This window comes from Rhizobium sp. NXC24 (genome assembly GCF_002944315.1).
Taxonomy (GTDB): domain Bacteria; phylum Pseudomonadota; class Alphaproteobacteria; order Rhizobiales; family Rhizobiaceae; genus Rhizobium.
The window spans coordinates 2002421-2020251 of sequence record NZ_CP024314.1 but is presented as its reverse complement, the minus strand read 5'-3'; the positions used below and the strand labels follow the sequence as shown (position 1 = coordinate 2020251).

At 59.3% G+C, this 17831-nt stretch carries 15 protein-coding genes; 11 read left to right on the top strand and 4 right to left on the bottom strand.

Features of this window, described 5'->3' with window-relative positions; genetic code table 11:
- Positions 1-139: 139 nt before the first annotated feature.
- Positions 140-1102: a class 1 fructose-bisphosphatase gene (locus NXC24_RS33360; RefSeq protein WP_104827528.1), complete on the bottom strand. Its 963-nt coding sequence runs from the start codon at positions 1100-1102 to the stop codon at positions 140-142.
- Between the two features lie 678 nt (positions 1103-1780).
- Between NXC24_RS33360 and NXC24_RS33355 the strand changes: the two genes are divergently transcribed.
- The 11 genes from NXC24_RS33355 to NXC24_RS33305 all read left to right on the top strand — a co-directional run bounded on the left by NXC24_RS33355 (position 1781) and on the right by NXC24_RS33305 (position 15391).
- Positions 1781-2500 (top strand): hypothetical protein, encoded by a 720-nt coding sequence (locus NXC24_RS33355; RefSeq protein WP_104827527.1) that lies wholly within the window; start codon positions 1781-1783, stop codon positions 2498-2500.
- Positions 2501-3247: 747 nt separating this feature from the next.
- Positions 3248-4390: an ROK family transcriptional regulator gene (locus tag NXC24_RS33350; protein WP_158704609.1), complete on the top strand. Its 1143-nt coding sequence runs from the start codon at positions 3248-3250 to the stop codon at positions 4388-4390.
- Positions 4391-4421: 31 nt separating this feature from the next.
- Positions 4422-5987, top strand: a complete 1566-nt coding sequence (locus NXC24_RS33345; protein WP_104827525.1) for an ABC transporter substrate-binding protein — start codon at positions 4422-4424, stop codon at positions 5985-5987.
- 136 nt (positions 5988-6123) lie between these two features.
- On the top strand, positions 6124-7065 hold the full coding sequence (locus NXC24_RS33340; protein WP_104827524.1) for an ABC transporter permease: 942 nt from the start codon (positions 6124-6126) through the stop codon (positions 7063-7065).
- On the top strand, positions 7065-7958 hold the full coding sequence (locus tag NXC24_RS33335; protein WP_104827523.1) for an ABC transporter permease: 894 nt from the start codon (positions 7065-7067) through the stop codon (positions 7956-7958). Before NXC24_RS33340 ends, NXC24_RS33335 begins: the two co-directional genes overlap by 1 nt.
- 2 nt (positions 7959-7960) lie before the next feature.
- On the top strand, positions 7961-8965 hold the full coding sequence (locus NXC24_RS33330; RefSeq protein WP_104827522.1) for an ABC transporter ATP-binding protein: 1005 nt from the start codon (positions 7961-7963) through the stop codon (positions 8963-8965).
- On the top strand, positions 8962-9972 hold the full coding sequence (locus NXC24_RS33325) for a dipeptide ABC transporter ATP-binding protein (protein WP_104827521.1): 1011 nt from the start codon (positions 8962-8964) through the stop codon (positions 9970-9972). The genes NXC24_RS33330 and NXC24_RS33325 overlap by 4 nt, the downstream gene beginning before the upstream one ends.
- Positions 9959-11395, top strand: coding sequence for a carboxylesterase family protein (locus tag NXC24_RS33320; protein ID WP_104827520.1), 1437 nt, complete (start codon positions 9959-9961; stop codon positions 11393-11395). The genes NXC24_RS33325 and NXC24_RS33320 overlap by 14 nt, the downstream gene beginning before the upstream one ends.
- A gap of 56 nt (positions 11396-11451) precedes the next feature.
- The gene (locus NXC24_RS33315; RefSeq protein ID WP_104827519.1) at positions 11452-12873 is read left to right on the top strand and encodes a malonyl-CoA decarboxylase; all 1422 of its coding nucleotides are present in this window, start codon (positions 11452-11454) and stop codon (positions 12871-12873) included.
- Positions 12870-14381 carry a malonyl-CoA synthase gene (locus NXC24_RS33310; RefSeq protein ID WP_104827518.1) on the top strand — a complete coding sequence of 504 codons (1512 nt, stop codon included), beginning with the start codon at positions 12870-12872 and terminating at the stop codon, positions 14379-14381. Before NXC24_RS33315 ends, NXC24_RS33310 begins: the two co-directional genes overlap by 4 nt.
- Before the next feature lie 32 nt (positions 14382-14413).
- Positions 14414-15391, top strand: a complete 978-nt coding sequence (locus NXC24_RS33305) for a helix-turn-helix transcriptional regulator (protein WP_104827971.1) — start codon at positions 14414-14416, stop codon at positions 15389-15391.
- A gap of 124 nt (positions 15392-15515) precedes the next feature.
- Here the strand turns inward: NXC24_RS33305 and NXC24_RS33300 are convergent, their stop codons facing one another.
- From NXC24_RS33300 to NXC24_RS33285, 3 genes are all read right to left on the bottom strand, one after another.
- Entirely contained in the window at positions 15516-16094 is a 579-nt protein-coding gene (locus tag NXC24_RS33300) for an OmpA family protein (RefSeq protein WP_104827517.1), read from the bottom strand.
- A 4-nt stretch (positions 16095-16098) separates the two neighbouring features.
- Positions 16099-16521 (bottom strand): hypothetical protein, encoded by a 423-nt coding sequence (locus tag NXC24_RS33295; RefSeq protein WP_104827516.1) that lies wholly within the window; start codon positions 16519-16521, stop codon positions 16099-16101.
- Between the two features lie 745 nt (positions 16522-17266).
- A complete protein-coding gene (locus NXC24_RS33285; protein WP_104827514.1) occupies positions 17267-17827 on the bottom strand; it encodes a GNAT family N-acetyltransferase in 561 nt (186 codons plus the stop codon).
- Between the last annotated feature and the right edge of the window lie 4 nt (positions 17828-17831).

Genomic DNA, 17831 nt, shown 5'->3' with positions numbered 1-17831 from the left:
GCGAAGAAAATCATCCATGTTTAGCACGCGCAGCATCCGTGTGTCACTCGCTGACTGCGTCTATTCCTCAATGAAGAACAATTGCGATGGATCAAGATATTGCCGGCTGGAGTGTCGCCAACCGGCTTGCGCGCCGTTGCTACACTGTCTCGATTGCCCGTTCGACGCAGTACGCTCGACTGATCTTTGCGACCTCGTGGCGTGACCCAAAAATCACCGGAACCCGCTGATGCAGCGAGGTTGGTTCAATGTCGAGGATGGCGGTCTTTCCGGCAATGGCAGAGCCGCCTGCCGCTTCGACCAGAAAGCCAATTGGATTGGCTTCATAAAGTAGACGCAGACGGCCGCCGGAGGCTGGCTTGTTTCGATCGGCGGGATAGAGGAAGATTCCGCCGCGGTTGAAGATGCGATGGGTATCGGCGACCATCGAACCGATCCAGCGCATATTATAGCCGGGGGTTTCGATCGACCCGTCGACATATTCGGTAATGACGTCATCCCAAGACGGACGACGTGCAGCGTTGATCGCAAACTCCTTGGTTTCCGGGGCGATCTTGGCATCCGCGGTTGTCATCACATACACGCCGCGTTCGTCGAGCGTGAAGATCTGTACGCCATCTCCAATCGCAAGGACCAGATTGGTTTGCGGTCCGTACGCGGCATATCCTGCAGCGAGCTGACTGCGGCCATTTTTCAGGATCTCAGCCGGAGAGCTTGCCTCGATGATGGAAAAGATCGTTCCGACCGTTACGTTGACATCGAGGTTGGACGATCCATCGAGCGGGTCGAAGATCATCGCATATCCGCCATTGGGATGAATGAGCACTTCGGCGTCGAGTTCTTCCGATACCGCGAAAGCAACTGCCGGCGATTTACGGCATGCATCGAGCATGATCTCGTTGGAAAGTATATCGAGCGGCTTCTGCGTCTCGCCCTGGACGTTGATTGCGTCGGTTGCGCCCGTTAGACCTGATAATGACGAGCTTCTGAGCTTGTCCGAAATCTGCCGGGTAGCCTCGGCAATGTTGCGCAGGACGACGACCATGCCCTCGTTCAACAATGTTCCCCTATGACCATCGAGATAGGCTTCGAATGTCGTCATCAATGTCTTTCTCCTGCGGGATTGGTATCGGAATTCACACGATTCTCAGCGGGCACTCTCAGGCTTACGGACGCTCCAAAAGGCCTGCACGGATGTGCTAAGCCTTCGAGGACGTTCGAACGCTGACTTGAGATGCTCAACTCGTTACGGAAATGGTTTCAACTGAATAGCAGTGCGCCTACCAGGCAGTGCGAGCGGTGCTAAGCGCATACGAAAGGCACGACGAAACGTGTGCGGCGAGGGGATTGATCGTGATGACGCAATTTCCAGGAGAGAACAGTTTATGCGCGTTAAGGTGCTTCAGCAGCTCATCGACAGTGCGTTTGTCAGTAAGCGGAAATGAAATCGTCATTGCGCGTTTCCTACGACGGATAGAATGGCGTGAGGCAGTTAGAAGTGATTTTCTTCGCGCTGCAACAAAAAATTTTGAATGCACAAATTAAAATCGATTAGCTTTGTATGTTGATTTTTTAAAATCGATTTAAAGGCGTGCGATCGAATTTCGGTCTCGAGGCGCGCCCATGGCCCGTGCAGCAAACCTATGTCGTTCCCCATGTCCTTCATAGCTTCGCCACCTTGTACGCAAGGCACGCTAAAGCTTGATGATGGATCAATATCCCCACTGCCTGGAGCATAATCCGGCCGGAGTGAAACACGCTCAAGAACGATGGAGGTATGATGACCACTGCATCACCGATTATCTGTAACGGCACGCCGAAATCGGGCACGCATGCGCTTTTGCAGGCGGTCGAGGCCATCGGGTTTGAAAAATATGCGTTCGTGCGCGCCCTGCGTAAGGACCAGCCCTGTTATGCCCGTCGGATAAATTACAACGAGGAATCGATCTTCCTGTCGCCGCAGGCGAAGAGAAACTTCGACGATTACGTCAAGAATGCCCCCAAGATTCACGGATATAACGATGTCTCCAGGCTCCTGCATGGCGCTCCATCCCGTATCGTTGTCCATGGCCATGTGTGCTGGAACAAACGTGTGCTGCTCCGCGGTATGACGACAGTGACGATCATCCGCAATCCGCGCGACAATTTCCTGAGTTGGGTGCGCTGGTTTGGCCCCAATGCCTCCCGCGAATTCTTCTCGACCTATGCCTCGTTCATTTCCTGGCGAAAAGATAACCTGTTCATCTACGAACGCCTGTGGGAGCCGGATCATATCATCGCGCTAGGAAAGACTCTCGGCCGCGCCGTCACGTCGCATCAGGTGGAAGAGATCGTTCTCAAATCGCACGGCAAGTCGCTGACATGGACTAACAAACCCAGCGATCACCAGTCTGCCTGGAGCAGCGATCTGGCCAGTTTCTGGCGCGCGAATCGCGGCGAGCGGCTCGATGCCGCCTACGAACAGATCGCATCCGAATGGAACGCCAACCGCTTCCATTGAGGAAGTGTCTTTCGGCACTTAGTCCCGTTCTTCCTCAGCTTGTGTGGTGATCGAGGATCGCGGACCGACAGCCGCTCGCGTTCTGAGCAGTTCAGCTCAGCAACGTGGGCACCGCGAATATCAGCGTTGCGCGGGCGATCAGGGCCGATATTCTTCCCTGCCGCCCGGCATTCTTAGGTCATGAGCTGACGCGCAATGCTGCGGCATTCCTGCCCGAGGACTTGATGTCGATTGTGCTGGACCAAAGCCCGAAACTGCAGGTTCGTTTGGCCGTGAACCTCATCCTGCGGCATTTCGAGCTGCACCATACGAGTAGCCTTCATCTCCGCTGGATACGGACGTTCCCATCCATTTCGATGGGCCGGAGAACATCTCAAGTTCTCTTCCATTCTGATCGATCCATCGAGGCTGATTGCGCCGGACGATGAGAGACTGGATCGCTTTTCCAGTGCGGGTCCGAATGACACCCGATGGAAAGCAGCGCGTCAAATCCCTTCTACGCGGGCTAACTTTCTGCACATTCATTGATTTGCCGCCTCACTTGCCGACACGATCAGCGGCCAAAGGTCAAGCAACGGTTCCCCGCCTAATTCAAACCGAAACTCATCCGAGCGCGTGATGAGGCTGGTTTATTGACATGCGATCTACCCTCAGCTATCAATTCTTACATAAAGTAAGAATTGCATTGCCGGGGAGGATGGAATTGTGAGGCTTGCGAGGAGTCGGCAGGAGACGCGCGCTGCGGTCTTGAATTATATCTGGAGGAAAAAAGGTAGCTTCCGCACCGATATTGCCGACAAAACCGGGCTGACAGAAGCTAGCGTATCCCGCATTGTGTCCGAACTGCGCGCGGAGGGCGTGCTCACCGAAAAGCGGCAGCCCGCAGAATATCCGGGCGGGCCAAGCGCTATCCTTACATTAAGCAAGGATCGCTATCTCGGCGCGCTCGAGGTGTCGAGCAACCGGGTCCATGCTGGTATAGCCACCCTTGACGGAGATCTTGTCTTCTCGGAACGCTTCGATCTGAAGGACGGCGCCTCGGCGGGGGCGGTGTCTCAGGCTATCGCGGCGGCAGTCGGCGCCTTGGCCGACTCTGCCGAACGTTCCCGGCTGCAACTGGACTTCGTCGGTGTTTCCGTTCCCGGTTACGACGCGCGCCGGGCCATAAATCCCATCGTAATGCTCGATCCTTCCGAGACGCTTGCGCGGCTCAACGCAAGTTTTCTCAACGTGCCTGTCGAGATTGCCAATTCGATTGTCGCGCGAGCGATAAACCAACGGCTGACGCTCGGAACCAACGCTTCGAGCGACGACTACCTCTATGTGTTCGTCGGCCATGGCGTGGCGGCCGCCATTGTCAGCGAGTTCTGGGGCAATGGCGACGTCACGACCTGCGAGATCGGGCACATGGTCATGGACCCCAAGGGGCCGCAATGTCGCTGCGGTCACTTCGGATGTCTCGAGGCCTACTTGTCGACGAGCGCGATCGCGCCGCGGCTGAAGATCGACGAAGTGGAGCTCTTGGCGCTGGGTGACGCCTGGCCACAGAGGGTTCCCATCAGTGAGAAGACCAGCACGGATGTCCATTCCCGGCTTTTCAGGCTCGGCATGGCCATCGGCAACGCTCTCAACATGGTCGGAACACAACGCGTCTTCCTGGGAGGATGGCCCGCAAATCTCGGCGACGCCGGAAGGGCATCGATCTTGGCTGGCATTGATTGCTGTCTTCTTGGCGGTGCCGGTTCCATCGAGCTCAATTTCGTCCAATCCGAGCTCGGACAAGAGCCTGCGGCGGCGCTGTCGCTCGCCACATTCGGTTACCTGAAGCGCGGAGCCCAACCTACTCAGGAAGAAAATGTCCTGATGCACGCGCCCGAGGCGCAAGCCTGAAAGTTTAGTCTTACCTGTGGGAGGAACCACCATGAAATGCCTGAAACTGACCGGAGCGCTTCTGGCTCTGGCGATGACCCTTGCCTGCGGAACGGCGCTCGCCGCCGATGTCCTGCGCATCAAGCCGTCCGGCGACGTCAAAGCGCTCGATCCGCATCTCGGTTCGGACTCCATGGCGCGAAACTATGGCTACATGGTCTACGACACGCTGTTCGCCATGGATGCATCGCTCGCCATCAAGCCGCAGATGGTCGATACCTGGTCGAAATCCGACGACGGAAAGACCTATAAATTCACGCTTCGGGACGGTCTCAAGTTCAGCGACGGAACGCCGGTGACCTCCAAAGATGTCATTGCCTCCCTCAAGCGCTGGAGCGTGAACGACAGCCTCGGCCAGCAGCTCAACGCCAAGGGCGCCAGTTGGGCCGCTCAGGACGATCGCACCTTCACGCTCACCCTATCGGAAAGCTGGGGTCTCGTGCTCGATGCGTTGGGCAAGGCCGGGGCGCCCGTGCCCTTCATCATGCCCGCGCGCATTGCCGATGCCACGCCTCCGAACGAAGCGGTCAAGGATCATACTGGTTCTGGACCGTTCGTTTTCCTCGGCGATGAATGGGTTCCGGGTGCAAAGCTGGCATTCGCGAAGAACCCCTTCTACAAGCCGCGCAGCGAAGAGGCGAGCGGTCTCGCCGGCGGCAAAGTCGCCAAGGTCGACCGTATCGAATGGACGATTATCCCTGATCAGCAGACCGCACTCGATGCCCTGCGCAAGGGCGAGATAGATATCGACGAGGATCTGTCCGCCGATCTCATCCCGCTTGCCAAGGAAGCCGAAGGTGTAGCCGTGGCAAACCAGGACGATATCGGCGTCGCCCAGCAAATCCGCCTGAACACGATCCAGCCGCCGTTCAACAATCCTCTCCTGCGCAAGGCCTTGCTGACGGCGGTCAACGGCGACGATTTCCTTGCAGCGGTCATCACGGATCCCTCGCTCGGCAAATCGTGCCAATCCTTCTACTCTTGCTCCTCACCCTATGCCACCAAAGCCGGCTTCCCGACGCCGGACATCGAAAAGGCCCGCGCGCTGGTGGCGCAAAGCGGTTACGACGGCACGCCCGCCGTGCTTCTGGACGCGACCGAAAACGCCAACATCCATGCCTTCGTCACCGTCACCGATCAGCTCCTGAAGGACATCGGCATCAAAACGCGCGTCGACGCCATGGATTGGGCGACCGTAACCAGCCGCCGGCAGAGCAAGGAACCGGTCGACAAGGGCGGTTGGTCGATCTTCATTTCCGGCCCGGGTGGTCTCGACTTCTTGGAGCCTGTGGGGCACCTGGGTCTGCGCTCGAACTGCGAGAAGGCCTGGTTCGGCTGGCCCTGCGATGAGCAGATCGAAACCATGCGCACCCAGTTTGCGGGCCTGACCGACCTGGCGCAACGCAAGGCGCTGGCCGAGAAGATCCAGCTCCGCGCTGTCGAGACCGTGCCCTACGTTCCGATCGGCACGCAATACCAGATCCGCGCCTATCGCAGCAACCTGACCGGCATCCTGACGCCGCCGGCTCCGGTCTATTGGAATATCGCACGCAAGTAGTCCGAAGCGGCGGGTGCCCAAACGGGCGCCCGCCGATCGCGGGGACGATTATCGCGTCTGGCTGCGGCCGATTGCGATGTGCGGTGAACAGGACCGATGCAAAACCGGTTCCCCGTCATGGCTGTGAGGAAAGTCAATGTTCAGTTTTGCCATCAAGCGCGTGCTGTCGACCATACCGGTCATGCTGTTCGTCGCCTTCTTCGTCTTCAGCCTGCTTTACCTGGCGCCGGGCGATCCTGCCGCGTTGATTGCCGGCGACCAGGCATCGCCAGCAGAGATCGCGCGTATCCGCGACAGTCTCGGGCTGGACGAACCGATGCTGTGGCGGTTTTTGGAATGGATCGGGCATGTTCTTAGGGGAAACCTGGGAGTCTCGATCTTCTCGCAACTGCCCGTCTCGACGCTCATTGCTCAGCGGTTGGAACCGACCTTGTCGCTGATGGGGCTCACGCTCATCATCTCGGTCACGATCGCGGTGCCGCTCGGCGTGCTTGCGGCGGCATGGCAGGGGACTTGGGTCGATCGCCTGGTCATGGCCATTGCTGTGTTCGGCTTTTCCGTGCCGGTTTTTGTCATCGGCTATCTGCTGAGCTATGTCTTTGCGATCCGCCTCGATCTGCTGCCAGTGCAGGGCTATTCGCCCCTTGCCGACGGCGTCCTGTCTTTCCTTCGAAATCTTATCCTGCCGGCGATGGCGCTGTCCTGCGTCTATATCGCCCTGATCGCGCGCATCACGCGGACGTCGATGATCGATGTGCTCTCGCAGGACTATATCCGCACGGCGCGCGCCAAGGGTCTTGGCGCCGCCCCGGTCCTCTTCCTGCACGCCCTCAAGAATGCGTCTGTGCCCGTCGTAACCGTAATCGGTCTCGGCATTGCCATGCTGATCGGCGGGGCCGTGGTGACCGAGACAGTCTTCGCCATCCCTGGGGTCGGTCGCTTGGTGGTCGATGCGATCCTGCGGCGCGACTATCCGGTCATCCAAGGCGTCGTGCTGCTGTTCAGCATGGGCTACGTGCTGATCAATCTCGGGATCGATCTTCTCTACACGCTGCTTGATCCGAGGGTGCGCTACTGATGAGCACGAATATCCAACACACCGAGCATCTGCCGGATCTATTTCCGACGCCGAAGCAATATGGGCGCTGGCGCACGCTGCTGCACAAGCATCCGACGATCGTCATCGGCGGCGGGCTCCTTCTGCTTCTTGTCGCCATCGCTGTCCTGGCGCCGCTGCTCGGAACCATCGATCCCGGATTTGTCTCACCGATCAAGCGCAACCGCGAGCCGTCGCTGATCTACTGGTTCGGTACCGACACGCTGGGCCGCGATCTCTATTCCCGCGTTCTCTACGGAGCGAGAGTCTCGTTGCTGGTCGGATTCTGCGTTGCCATTTGCGCATCATTCCTTGGGCTTGCGACCGGTCTTGTTGCCGGCGCTTATCGGCAGCTCGATTCCGTTCTGATGCGGATCATGGACGGACTGATGTCGATCCCGCCCATCCTGCTCGCCATCGCACTGATGGCGGCGCTCGGCGGTTCGGTCGTCAACGTCGTCATCGCGATCACGATTGCGGAATTTCCGCGTATGAGTCGGCTGGTGCGCGGCCTGGTGCTTTCCATACGCGAACAGCCTTTTGTCGATGGCGCAATTGCGTCGGGCTGTTCGATGCCGCGGATCGTCCTCTGGCACATTCTTCCCAACACGCTCGGACCGGTCATGGTTCAGGCCACCTATATCTGCTCTGCCGCCATGATCACGGAGGCGGCCCTGTCCTTCATCGGCGCCGGCACGCCGCCTTCGGTTCCGAGCTGGGGCGGCATCATGAACGAAGGCCGGATGCTCTGGCAGCTCAAGCCCTACATCATTTTGTTTCCGGCGGCATTTCTGTCGATCACGGTGCTCGCGGTGAACCTGCTCGGTGACGGCCTTCGCGATGCTCTCGATCCGCGTGCGGCCAATAGGACGTGACCATGGATAGTCAAACGCCAATTCTCGAAGTTCGAAATCTCAGAACGCATTTTCGCGGCGATGACGGCGGCGCTGTTCGAGCCGTCGAAGACGTCTCCTTTTCGCTTAATTCCGGCGAGACCCTGGCGATCGTCGGGGAATCCGGATCGGGCAAATCGGTGACGTCGCTCTCCATCATGCGGCTGCTTCCCGCCCGAAACGCCAGAAATGCCGGCCATATCGATTTCATGGGCCGCGACCTGCTGTCGCTCGATGAAAAGGAGATGCGCCGCATACGCGGCAACGATATCGGCATGATCTTTCAGGAGCCGATGACCTCGCTCAATCCGGTACTGACGATCGGCCGGCAGATCACGGAAACGCTCATCCTGCACCAGGGCCTGTCAAAACGGGCGGCGCGGGAACGTGCTGTCGAAATGTTGAAACTGGTGGATATTCCGGCGCCTGAACGCCGGATCGACGAATATCCGCACCAGCTTTCCGGCGGCATGCGCCAGCGCGTGATGATCGCCATGGCCCTCGCATGCCAGCCTGGCCTTCTGATCGCCGACGAACCGACAACGGCGCTGGACGTGACGATCCAGGCTCAGGTTCTCGATCTGATGCGCGGGCTGCAGAAGAAGACAGGAACGGCCATCATTCTGATCACCCACGATCTCGGCGTGGTAGCGGAAATGGCCGACCGGATCATCGTTATGTATGCGGGACGAACCGTCGAAGAGGCGGCTACTTCCGAGTTGTTCCAGAACCCGCTGCATCCCTATACGCAAGGGCTCCTCGCCACCATACCGCAATTGGGTTCGTCGCTTCGTGACGACGCCCCGCAGCGCCTGCAGGAGATACCCGGCCAGGTGCCGAGCCTGCGCAAGCGTCTCGCCGGCTGCGCCTTTGCCGAGCGTTGTCCGCTGGCTGCGGAGCACTGTCGAACGGAGGTGCCGGTGTTCGAGGCCAAACGGCCGGCCCATAAGGTGGCGTGTCACAAGGTAAAAGGAGGAAACTGGACATGACCGGCGGACCGCCTCTTCTGGAACTGCGCTCGCTGCGTAAGCATTATCCGATCGCGCCCAATTTTTGGGGCCGGCCTACCTCGACCGTCCATGCCATGGACGATGTCAGCCTGATGCTTAGGGCCGGCGAAACACTCTCTGTCGTCGGTGAGAGCGGGTGCGGCAAATCCACGCTCGGCAAGACCGTGGTGCGGCTGCATGAGCCGACGAGCGGTGAGATCCTGCTGAACGGGGAAAGGGTCGATGCGATTTCCGGCCAGGCTCTGAAAACATTCCGCTCGAAGGTGCAGATCATCTTTCAGGACCCGTTTTCAAGCCTGAACCCGCGCCATACCGTCGGGGCGACACTTGCCGAACCGATCATGAATTTCGCGGTCGCGACAACCAAGGCGGAGATCGACGAACGGATTGCCACGTTGCTGGATATGGTCGGCTTGCCCAAGGATGCCGCGCAGCGCTATCCGCACCAGTTCTCGGGCGGGCAACGTCAGCGTATCGCCATCGCCCGCGCTCTCGCCGCAAACCCTCAACTGATCGTCTGCGATGAAGCGGTCTCCGCGCTCGACGTGTCGGTGAAGGCGCAGATCGTCAACTTGCTCCAGGATATCCAGCGCAAGACCGGGCTGTCGCTGCTTTTCATCAGTCACGATCTCGCCATCGTGGAGCATCTGACGCATCGGGTTGCCGTGATGTACCTGGGCAAGGTGGTGGAAGAAGGGGAGCGCAAGGCGATCTTCGGTTCTCCGCAGCATCCCTACACCCAAGCCCTCCTGTCGGCCGTTCCAGTCGTCGCCGCTGCGGACAAACGACAGCGCATCTTACTGCGCGGCGACATTCCAAGCCCGGTCAAGCCGCCCTCGGGATGCCGTTTCCACACCCGCTGCCCCTTTGCGACGGAGCGTTGCAGCAGCGAGGTCCCCGAACTCCGGTCGGTCGGAAGGGATCACCGGGTCGCCTGTCATTTCGATTTTCCAGCGAGCCCGGCAAGCCAGCATGCCACAGTCTGATCTTCATACTTCCACTGCGAGCGACGCAGCAGATATCGCGTTGCCCCAAGGCAAGCTGCGGGGGCGCACCGATGGGCACGTCAATCGATTTTTGGCAATACCCTATGCGTCGCCTCCGATTGGAGCCCGTCGCTGGCGTCCGCCGGAGGCACCGGAGCACTGGGACGGTATACGTGATGCCGCCGCATTCGCGCCAGTGGCGCCGCAATCCCGGGATAAGGGTTTCTTTCCAGGTGATCCGGCCGCCATGCCGGCGCGGCCCATGGACGAGGATTGCCTATACCTCAACGTTTTCGCGCCAAGTGGACCCGGCCCGTTCCCGGTTCTCGTCTGGCTGCACGGCGGGTCGCAGCTCATCGGCGGAACCTCCCGGCCGATCTATGACGGCACGAGCTTCGCACGCAACGGCATCGTCTGCGTCACTGTAGGTCACCGATTGGGCCTGCTGGGCCTGCTGGACGCGGAATCCCTATTCGGCGGAGATTATGCCGATACCGTCAATCCCATGCTGCGGGATCAGTTGGCAGCCCTGCGCTGGGTGCAGTCCAATATCGCATTCTTCGGCGGCGATCCTCAGCACGTGACGCTCGGCGGAGAATCTGCCGGTGCGAAAAACGTCTGCGTGCTGACCGCTACGCCAGCCGCGAAGGGGCTGTTTCATGCGGCGATCTCGATGTCGGGGGGCGCAGATACCGTGTTTACCCGTGAGGAAGCCGCCAGCTTTGTCAAGGAAATGGCGCACACGGACAGTCCATGGATCGATGCTCCCGGGGAGAGAATTCTGACGATGCAGGAGGCGGTGCTGGCGCAAGCTGCGAGGCGTTTTCCGCTGAGGCCGGTTTATGGCAATTCGCTTCTTCCCTCGGCTCCTATCGAGGCGGTCGAAGGCGGACAGGCGATATCCGTCCCAATGCTGTTGGGAACTTGCCGGGACGAGTGCTATCCGATGGTTGCGGATCAGGAGCCCAACCAGCCATGGGCGGGTAGCATGCTTGCCCATCTTTCCAAGGAGCGGATGGCAAAGATAGATGCGGATCTCGCGCGGCTTATGCCGAGTCTCGACTGGCGTCGAAGACGGTTGGTTCTGCTGACGGCTGAAGAATATGAATTGCCTTCGTTGCGCCTGGCGCGGCGTCGCGCCGCGCGCGGCGCACCAACCTGGGTCTATCGATATGAGCGCCCTGATCGTCAAGGCCCCTTCGCCGGTTATGTCCCGCATCTCTCCGACCTGGCGGCCGCCTGGGGCATCCCGACAGAAGCGGACGGGGATTTCCATCGGATCGTCTGCGACTTCATTACGAAGCATGAAGTTCCCTGGGAGGCCTTCAACGAGCGCAATTGTCTCGCTTTCATCGGCGATGGAATAGAATGCGATAGCCACCCGGATCGCGTCATCCACGCTCTGTTCGAAGATTGGAACTGAAGCCGGCTCACTGCGGAGCCATTTAATGGCAAAGCATGGTCAGACAGGAGAAACAGATGAATTCGACATCTCTGCTCGGTGATTTGTTTGCGGCAATTGCCGATCGCGGCCGGCGCTTGTTGTCCCTTGGCGGCTATGACGAGCAAGCCGATCCAATGGCAGCTCTCGGCGATCTCTGCGATATCCTGCTTTCAGGCAGGGGCGAAGCCTCCGGCATGGCACTGGCGAGAGACATACTCGATCGCTGGCGCGCTCTGGATGAGCCGTCAAGGCTTGCCTTCTCCCTGCTGCTTCTGTCGCGCTTCGGCCCCGATGCCGATCGGCTTGATCGCGCCATCGAGGCCTACCGGTCGAACCCCAGCGCCCAATCGGTCGTCGAACTGAACGCAGCTTCCGAGCCGCGAAGGCAGGAGCTGATACGGCGGCTCAATCTCTCGCCGGATGGCACCGCGACGCTGGTCGACATGCGCCGGCAACTGCTGGCCCAGAAGGTGCAATATCCTGAGCTGGAGGCGCTGGACGCAGATTTCGCGCATTTGCTCGGCTCATGGTTCAATCGCGGGTTTCTGGAACTTCGCGCCATCAACTGGTCGACGCCGGCCGATATCCTTGAGAAGATCATCCGCTATGAGGCCGTTCATGAAATTCGGGGATGGGATGATCTGCGCCGGCGGCTTGCGCCCACGGACCGGCGTTGCTTCGCCTTCTTCCATCCGCGCCTGCCGGATGAGCCGCTGATCTTCGTCGAGGTTGCGCTGACGCGCGCCATTCCGAACGCAATTGATGATCTCCTGCGCGAGGATCGTCTCCATATCCCGGCCGCGGAGGCGACGACGGCGGTGTTTTATTCGATCTCGAATTGCCAGGAAGGCCTTCGCGGCATCTCCTTCGGCAATTTCCTGATCAAACAGGTGGTGGAGGATCTCCGCCATGAGTTTCCGAAGCTCGATACCTTCGTCACCCTCTCTCCCGTTCCAGGCTTTGCCGCATGGCTGGACGCCGAACGGCGGTCCGACCGGCTCGCGGTCCTCGACGCTGGCGATCGCGCTGCCCTCACCGCGCTCGATACGCTCGGTGAGGGGGATCGCTTAGAGCTTCTGAAGACGCTGCAGCCGATCCTCGGTCGGGCCGCCGCATTCTATTTCCTCAGGGCCCGCGATCGGAGCGGGCGGGTCATCGATCCTGTTGCACGCTTTCATCTTGGCAACGGCGCCCGGCTGGAACGGATCAATTTTCTGGCGGACCGCTCTCCCCAGGCCCTCAAGCGCGGGCTGGGACTGATGGTGAACTATTTTTACAAACAGGACGATATCGAAGCGAACCACGAGAATTTCGTCAATCTGGGCGAGGTTGCCGCAAATCCGGCCGTCAAGCGCCTGCTGACGGCGGAACCCACCCGCCGTCCTATCTTTCCGGCCGGCGAGCCCGCCCGTTCGCCCGCTCATGGCCAATCCCGTCCAAAGGAGACTTCCAAGTGACCAACCATCTTTTTGACGTCATTGCCAGGAATGCGAAGCCGGACGCAGCCTTCATCGAGACATCAGATGGGAAGGTCTGGCGCTACCGCGATGTGATCGAGCAGTCGGGGCGCCTCGCTGCAACCCTGGTGGCGATGGGCGTCAAGCCGGATGACCGGGTTGCCGTGCAGGTCGAAAAGAGCCCGGAGGCCTTGCTTCTTTATCTCGCCTGCCTCAGGGCCGGTGCCGTCTATCTTCCTCTCAACACCGCCTATACGTTTGCCGAGCTCGATTATTTCATTGGCGATGCCGAACCCCGGCTGGTCGTCGTGTCTCCGAAAACCCGGCAGGGCCTGGAACCCGTTGCTGCCCGATACGGCGCCCGTCTCGAAACGCTCGACGAGTCGGGAGGCGGATCGCTGATGGCGGCGCTGGCGGACGGTCCGGCCGAATTCATCGACGTTGCACGCGGCCCCGACGACCTCGCGGCGATCCTCTACACATCGGGCACGACTGGCCGCTCGAAGGGTGCGATGCTGACCCATGACAATCTTTTGTCGAATGCGGTGACGCTGCGCGATCACTGGCGTTTCGAGAGCGGCGACAGGCTGATCCATGCGCTGCCGATCTTCCATACCCATGGCCTCTTCGTCGCATCGAATGTCACCCTGCTTGCTGGTGCCTCGATGTATCTGCTGCCCAAATTCGACGCGGACGAGGTATTGCGGCTGATGCCCCGAGCGACGGTTCTGATGGGTGTCCCGACCTTCTATGTCCGGCTGGTGCAGCATCCCGGCCTGAACGCCGAGGTGACCTCGGAGATGCGGCTCTTTATCTCGGGCTCCGCGCCGTTGCTTGCCGAGACGCACAGGTTGTTTTCCGAAAGGACGGGCCATGCGATCCTCGAGCGCTACGGCATGACCGAGACCAACATGAACACCTCGAACCCCTATGACGGGGAGCGCGTGGCTGGCACCGTCGGCTTTCCTCTACCCGGCGTTTCCCTGCGCGTCACGCAGCCGGAAACGGGGGCGTCGCTGGCGGATGGCGACACGGGCATGATCGAAGTGAAGGGGCCGAACGTCTTCAAGGGCTACTGGCGCATGCCCGAAAAAACCAAAGCCGAGTTTCGCGACGACGGCTTCTTCATCACCGGCGATCTCGGCAAGATCGACGAGCGCGGCTATGTGCACATCGTCGGCCGGGGCAAGGATCTCGTCATCTCCGGTGGGTACAACATCTATCCGAAGGAGATCGAGAGCGAGATCGATCAGTTGCCCGGCATAGTCGAGAGCGCCGTCATCGGCGTGCCGCATCCCGATCTCGGAGAAGGCCTGACCGCAGTCGTCGTGCGAGAGCCGGGCGCGGCGATCGACGAGACGGCGGTGCTGGAAGGGCTGCGGGATCGTCTTGCACGATATAAGCAGCCCAAACGCATCATCATCGTCGATGAGCTGCCGCGCAACACCATGGGCAAAGTACAAAAGAACGTGCTGCGCGATGCTTACTCGGGACTTTTTCAAGCTTAAAGCCGGAGTTTTTGCCAGTGGCAGGGGGCACATTGACAGAGATTATCCAGATCACGCTAGAGCCGACATCACTCACAACTGGTGAAGTTGCTCAATGGATTACTGACAAAAAGCCGAATAATTTCTATCGACCCCTCAGTACCGATCGTCGTGGCCTGTTTTCATTCGGTGTCCATGGAACGGCCGATTTGGTCGGCTGGACCGTATCAAGTTCGGCGGATCGCGCCTTTTCCGTTACAGTCGAAAACGACGACTTCATGTTTTTTGTCGAACGTGAAACCTGTTACGAACTGGCAACGGGCGGGATACGTCACGCGATCACGCCCACGACCGGGTTACTGACGATGGCTGATCGATATTCCGGGGTCGGCATCCAAGCGGGCAGCATTGCAGAAGGATTTTGCATTACCCGAGCGTCGGTGCTGTCTGCATTTATCCGAACTTTCGACCGTCCGCTGCCCAGCGACTTCGAATTCGCACCCATGCAGGATCTGACCACCGGACCAGCACAACATCTTTTCAAACTAATGCGCATCTTCAGAGACGAGGTTTGCGCCAATCGAAATATCGGCGCTTCCCCAATCGCTCTTGCAAGCTTTCAGGAGGTGTTTGGTCTGCTGATGGTGCAGAATTTGCGCCACACATCTTCTCATGTCAGGTCGCCAGTACAGACAATTGCTCCACGGCAGGTTCGACGAGCCCTGGAGTTTGCCAAAGCGCATATCGCTATGCCCATCACGATATCGGATATGGCAGAAGCGGCAGGTGTCAGCGTTCGCACGCTGCAGTTTAATTTTCACCGCTTCTTGAACAAGTCACCGATGACCTATTTGAGGCAGTTGCGTCTCGATGGTGCGCGTCATGACCTGTTGACTACCGTCCCATCCTCGACCGTCAACGAAATTGCACTCCGTTGGGGCTTTACGCACCGCGGTCGTTTCTCTCAGGAATATCGTGCCGCTTTCGGCGTTCCGCCAAGTGCAGATCTGGGACGTAAATTCAGAGCCTGATCAAAAGTGCAGCTCTTTGTAAGGATGTGTTATCGAAACAGGGTGCGTTTGCAATGGCGGAAGCGCAGCGGTGAGCAACCAACTCCCACGGAAGGCCTTCCTGAAAGTCGACGCCACGTTCATGTCATTGACTGCGAGTGAACACCCCGAGATTGACGAGTTGCACGCGTCTGTTGTTGGAAGCCTCGGTGTTGGATCCTTCGATCGGGAAAGCCTCGCCGACGCCGACGGCGTAAAGTCGTTGAGGGTCGACGGCGAATGTGGTTGCCAATGCTTCCTTTATCGCGACGGCGCGTTGCTGACTGAGATCGAGATTGTGCTTTTCGTCCCCGGTCGAGCTCGCATGACCAATCACGAGGAACTTGTAGGCCCAAAGGTTCGGATGGTGCAGCGCATCCGCGATCATACCGAGTGTCCGGTAGGATTTCGGCTGGATGGCGACCGAGTCATTCTCGAAATTGATCTCGACGACCATCTGCGGAAGCTTGGCAATCTTGCTCCAGTTGGGCAGTGCCGACATCTCCTTGCCCGCGCCGGCCTCCTGGCGCAACAGTTCGATGTCGATGGCCGGGGCGTTCGCCTTGAGTTTACCCAGGCCCGAAATGATCCGTTGTTGGGACACCTGCTGGGCGAAGGCGAAGCTTGCCGGCAGGACGCCGATGGCAACGAGAACTGCGAATGTCTTAAAGGAACGCGGTAACATCGTCTTACCTCCACCCTGCATCGGTAATCGCCTGGTTGCACTTATCGCTCACCCGCTTTTGCCCTTTGTTGAGGCAGGCGAGTATATATCCGTCGCCCTTGACGCCTTTGCAGCGCATGGCGATGTCGCCTCTACAGACTTGGCTATAGGCGCTCTGCGCCTGCTCGCGTTGAGTGATCGATTGAACGACGCTGGCGACGGAGGTCTTGCAGCTTGGCGATATCTTTGCCTCGTTCTGCGCGAGGCAGTCGGCGATCCGTCCGCCGCCAAGGTTCAGGCCCTTGCAGAATTTGCCGATATCGGCGCCGCAATCGTCCGCAAGCTTCGTAACCGCATCCGCATAGCTGATGGTTTCCGCCTGCAGTAGCCCGCCATAAGAAACACAAGCAAGCATGACGGCCGCGAAAAGATTGCCTCTCCTCGACATTCTTCGCCCCCTCTGAGTTTGGCACGCCGGGGTAGGCGTACAGACGCCGCCAACCTGCCTGAAACCTCAGACGCCAGGAAGTATGTTACGGTATCGCTGATCGGGACACGTCTGCATTGAGGCGAGCGGCAGATTTGCACGCAGCACAGTCTCGTGATGTTCGGCTTACCAAATCGCTCGGCTGACCCGGGTGCTCGCCTTCGCGTGGCGAGAAAATGTGTAAAATACCGTAAAATACGGTTTTGATGATTTCTCTTCGTTTTTGGTCGGTAGAAGTGTCCCGTGTCGGATGAGGGCGCTAGCTGAGTTGCTACTAAGATCCGCAGCAGTGCGGGCCTGCCGCACTTGGTTGCCAATGCGGCTCATTGCGGCGAGTTGTCTGGCGGGCGCCTGCTTCGAAATGCGCGCCAGATCGACGGAGCAGCTATAAGGAACGTTATGAAAGCAGCCAGCATAACGAGCGCAATACCCGTCTGCAGGAGCTCGAAGCGCAGAGTGTCGCGGGATACGAAATGCCCCGCTACCATCCCGGCTACGGCCAGCGGAAGGCGAACGAAAATTGGCATCTCCATCGTCTGTTCCCCCCATAAGAACCGCCAATGCGGGCGTTCCGAGGAAGTATAACACGTAATCCGGGTCTTCCTCACTTGTGTGGCTCAGTTCCGGTTATGCGGAGCTTGCCCTGTGGTTCCTCGGCCCCGCTTTCGCAAGGGTGCGTGGTACCAGAGATTCAATCCCGTTGTTTTCAGCGAGTGGAGAGCGGAGGCGGTGGTGGTGGGGTGGTTGAGCCGGCGGCGAGTGAGCGCTGAACCATCACGGTATCGGCCCATCGGCCGTAACGATAGGCGACCGCCGGCAAAAGGCCGACGCGAGCAAAGCCGAACCGTTCATGCAGGGCGAGCGAGGCGGCGTTATCGGCGTCGATATAGCCGATCATCTGCCGGAAGCCGGCCGCAGCGCAGGCGTCGATCAACCCGCGCATGAGCAGGCTCCCGACACCCTGCCCGACATGGTCGTGATGCACATAGATCGAATGCTTGACGGTGTAACGATAGGCCGGGCGTTTGCGGAACAGCACCACGTAGGCATAGCCGACGACCTTCTCGCCCTCGAGCGCAACGACGTGCGGGAAGCGGCGGTCTTTCAAATTCTTGCGCCGTTCCCGCAGATCGTCCGGTTGCGGTGTATCGCTATCGTCCACCCCAACCTCGATGCCGCGGCGAATATGGCGGCGATAGATCGCCAACATGGCATCGACGTCGGTCTCCCGGGATGGGCGAATGACGATTATTTTCTCCTGCTTCATGACT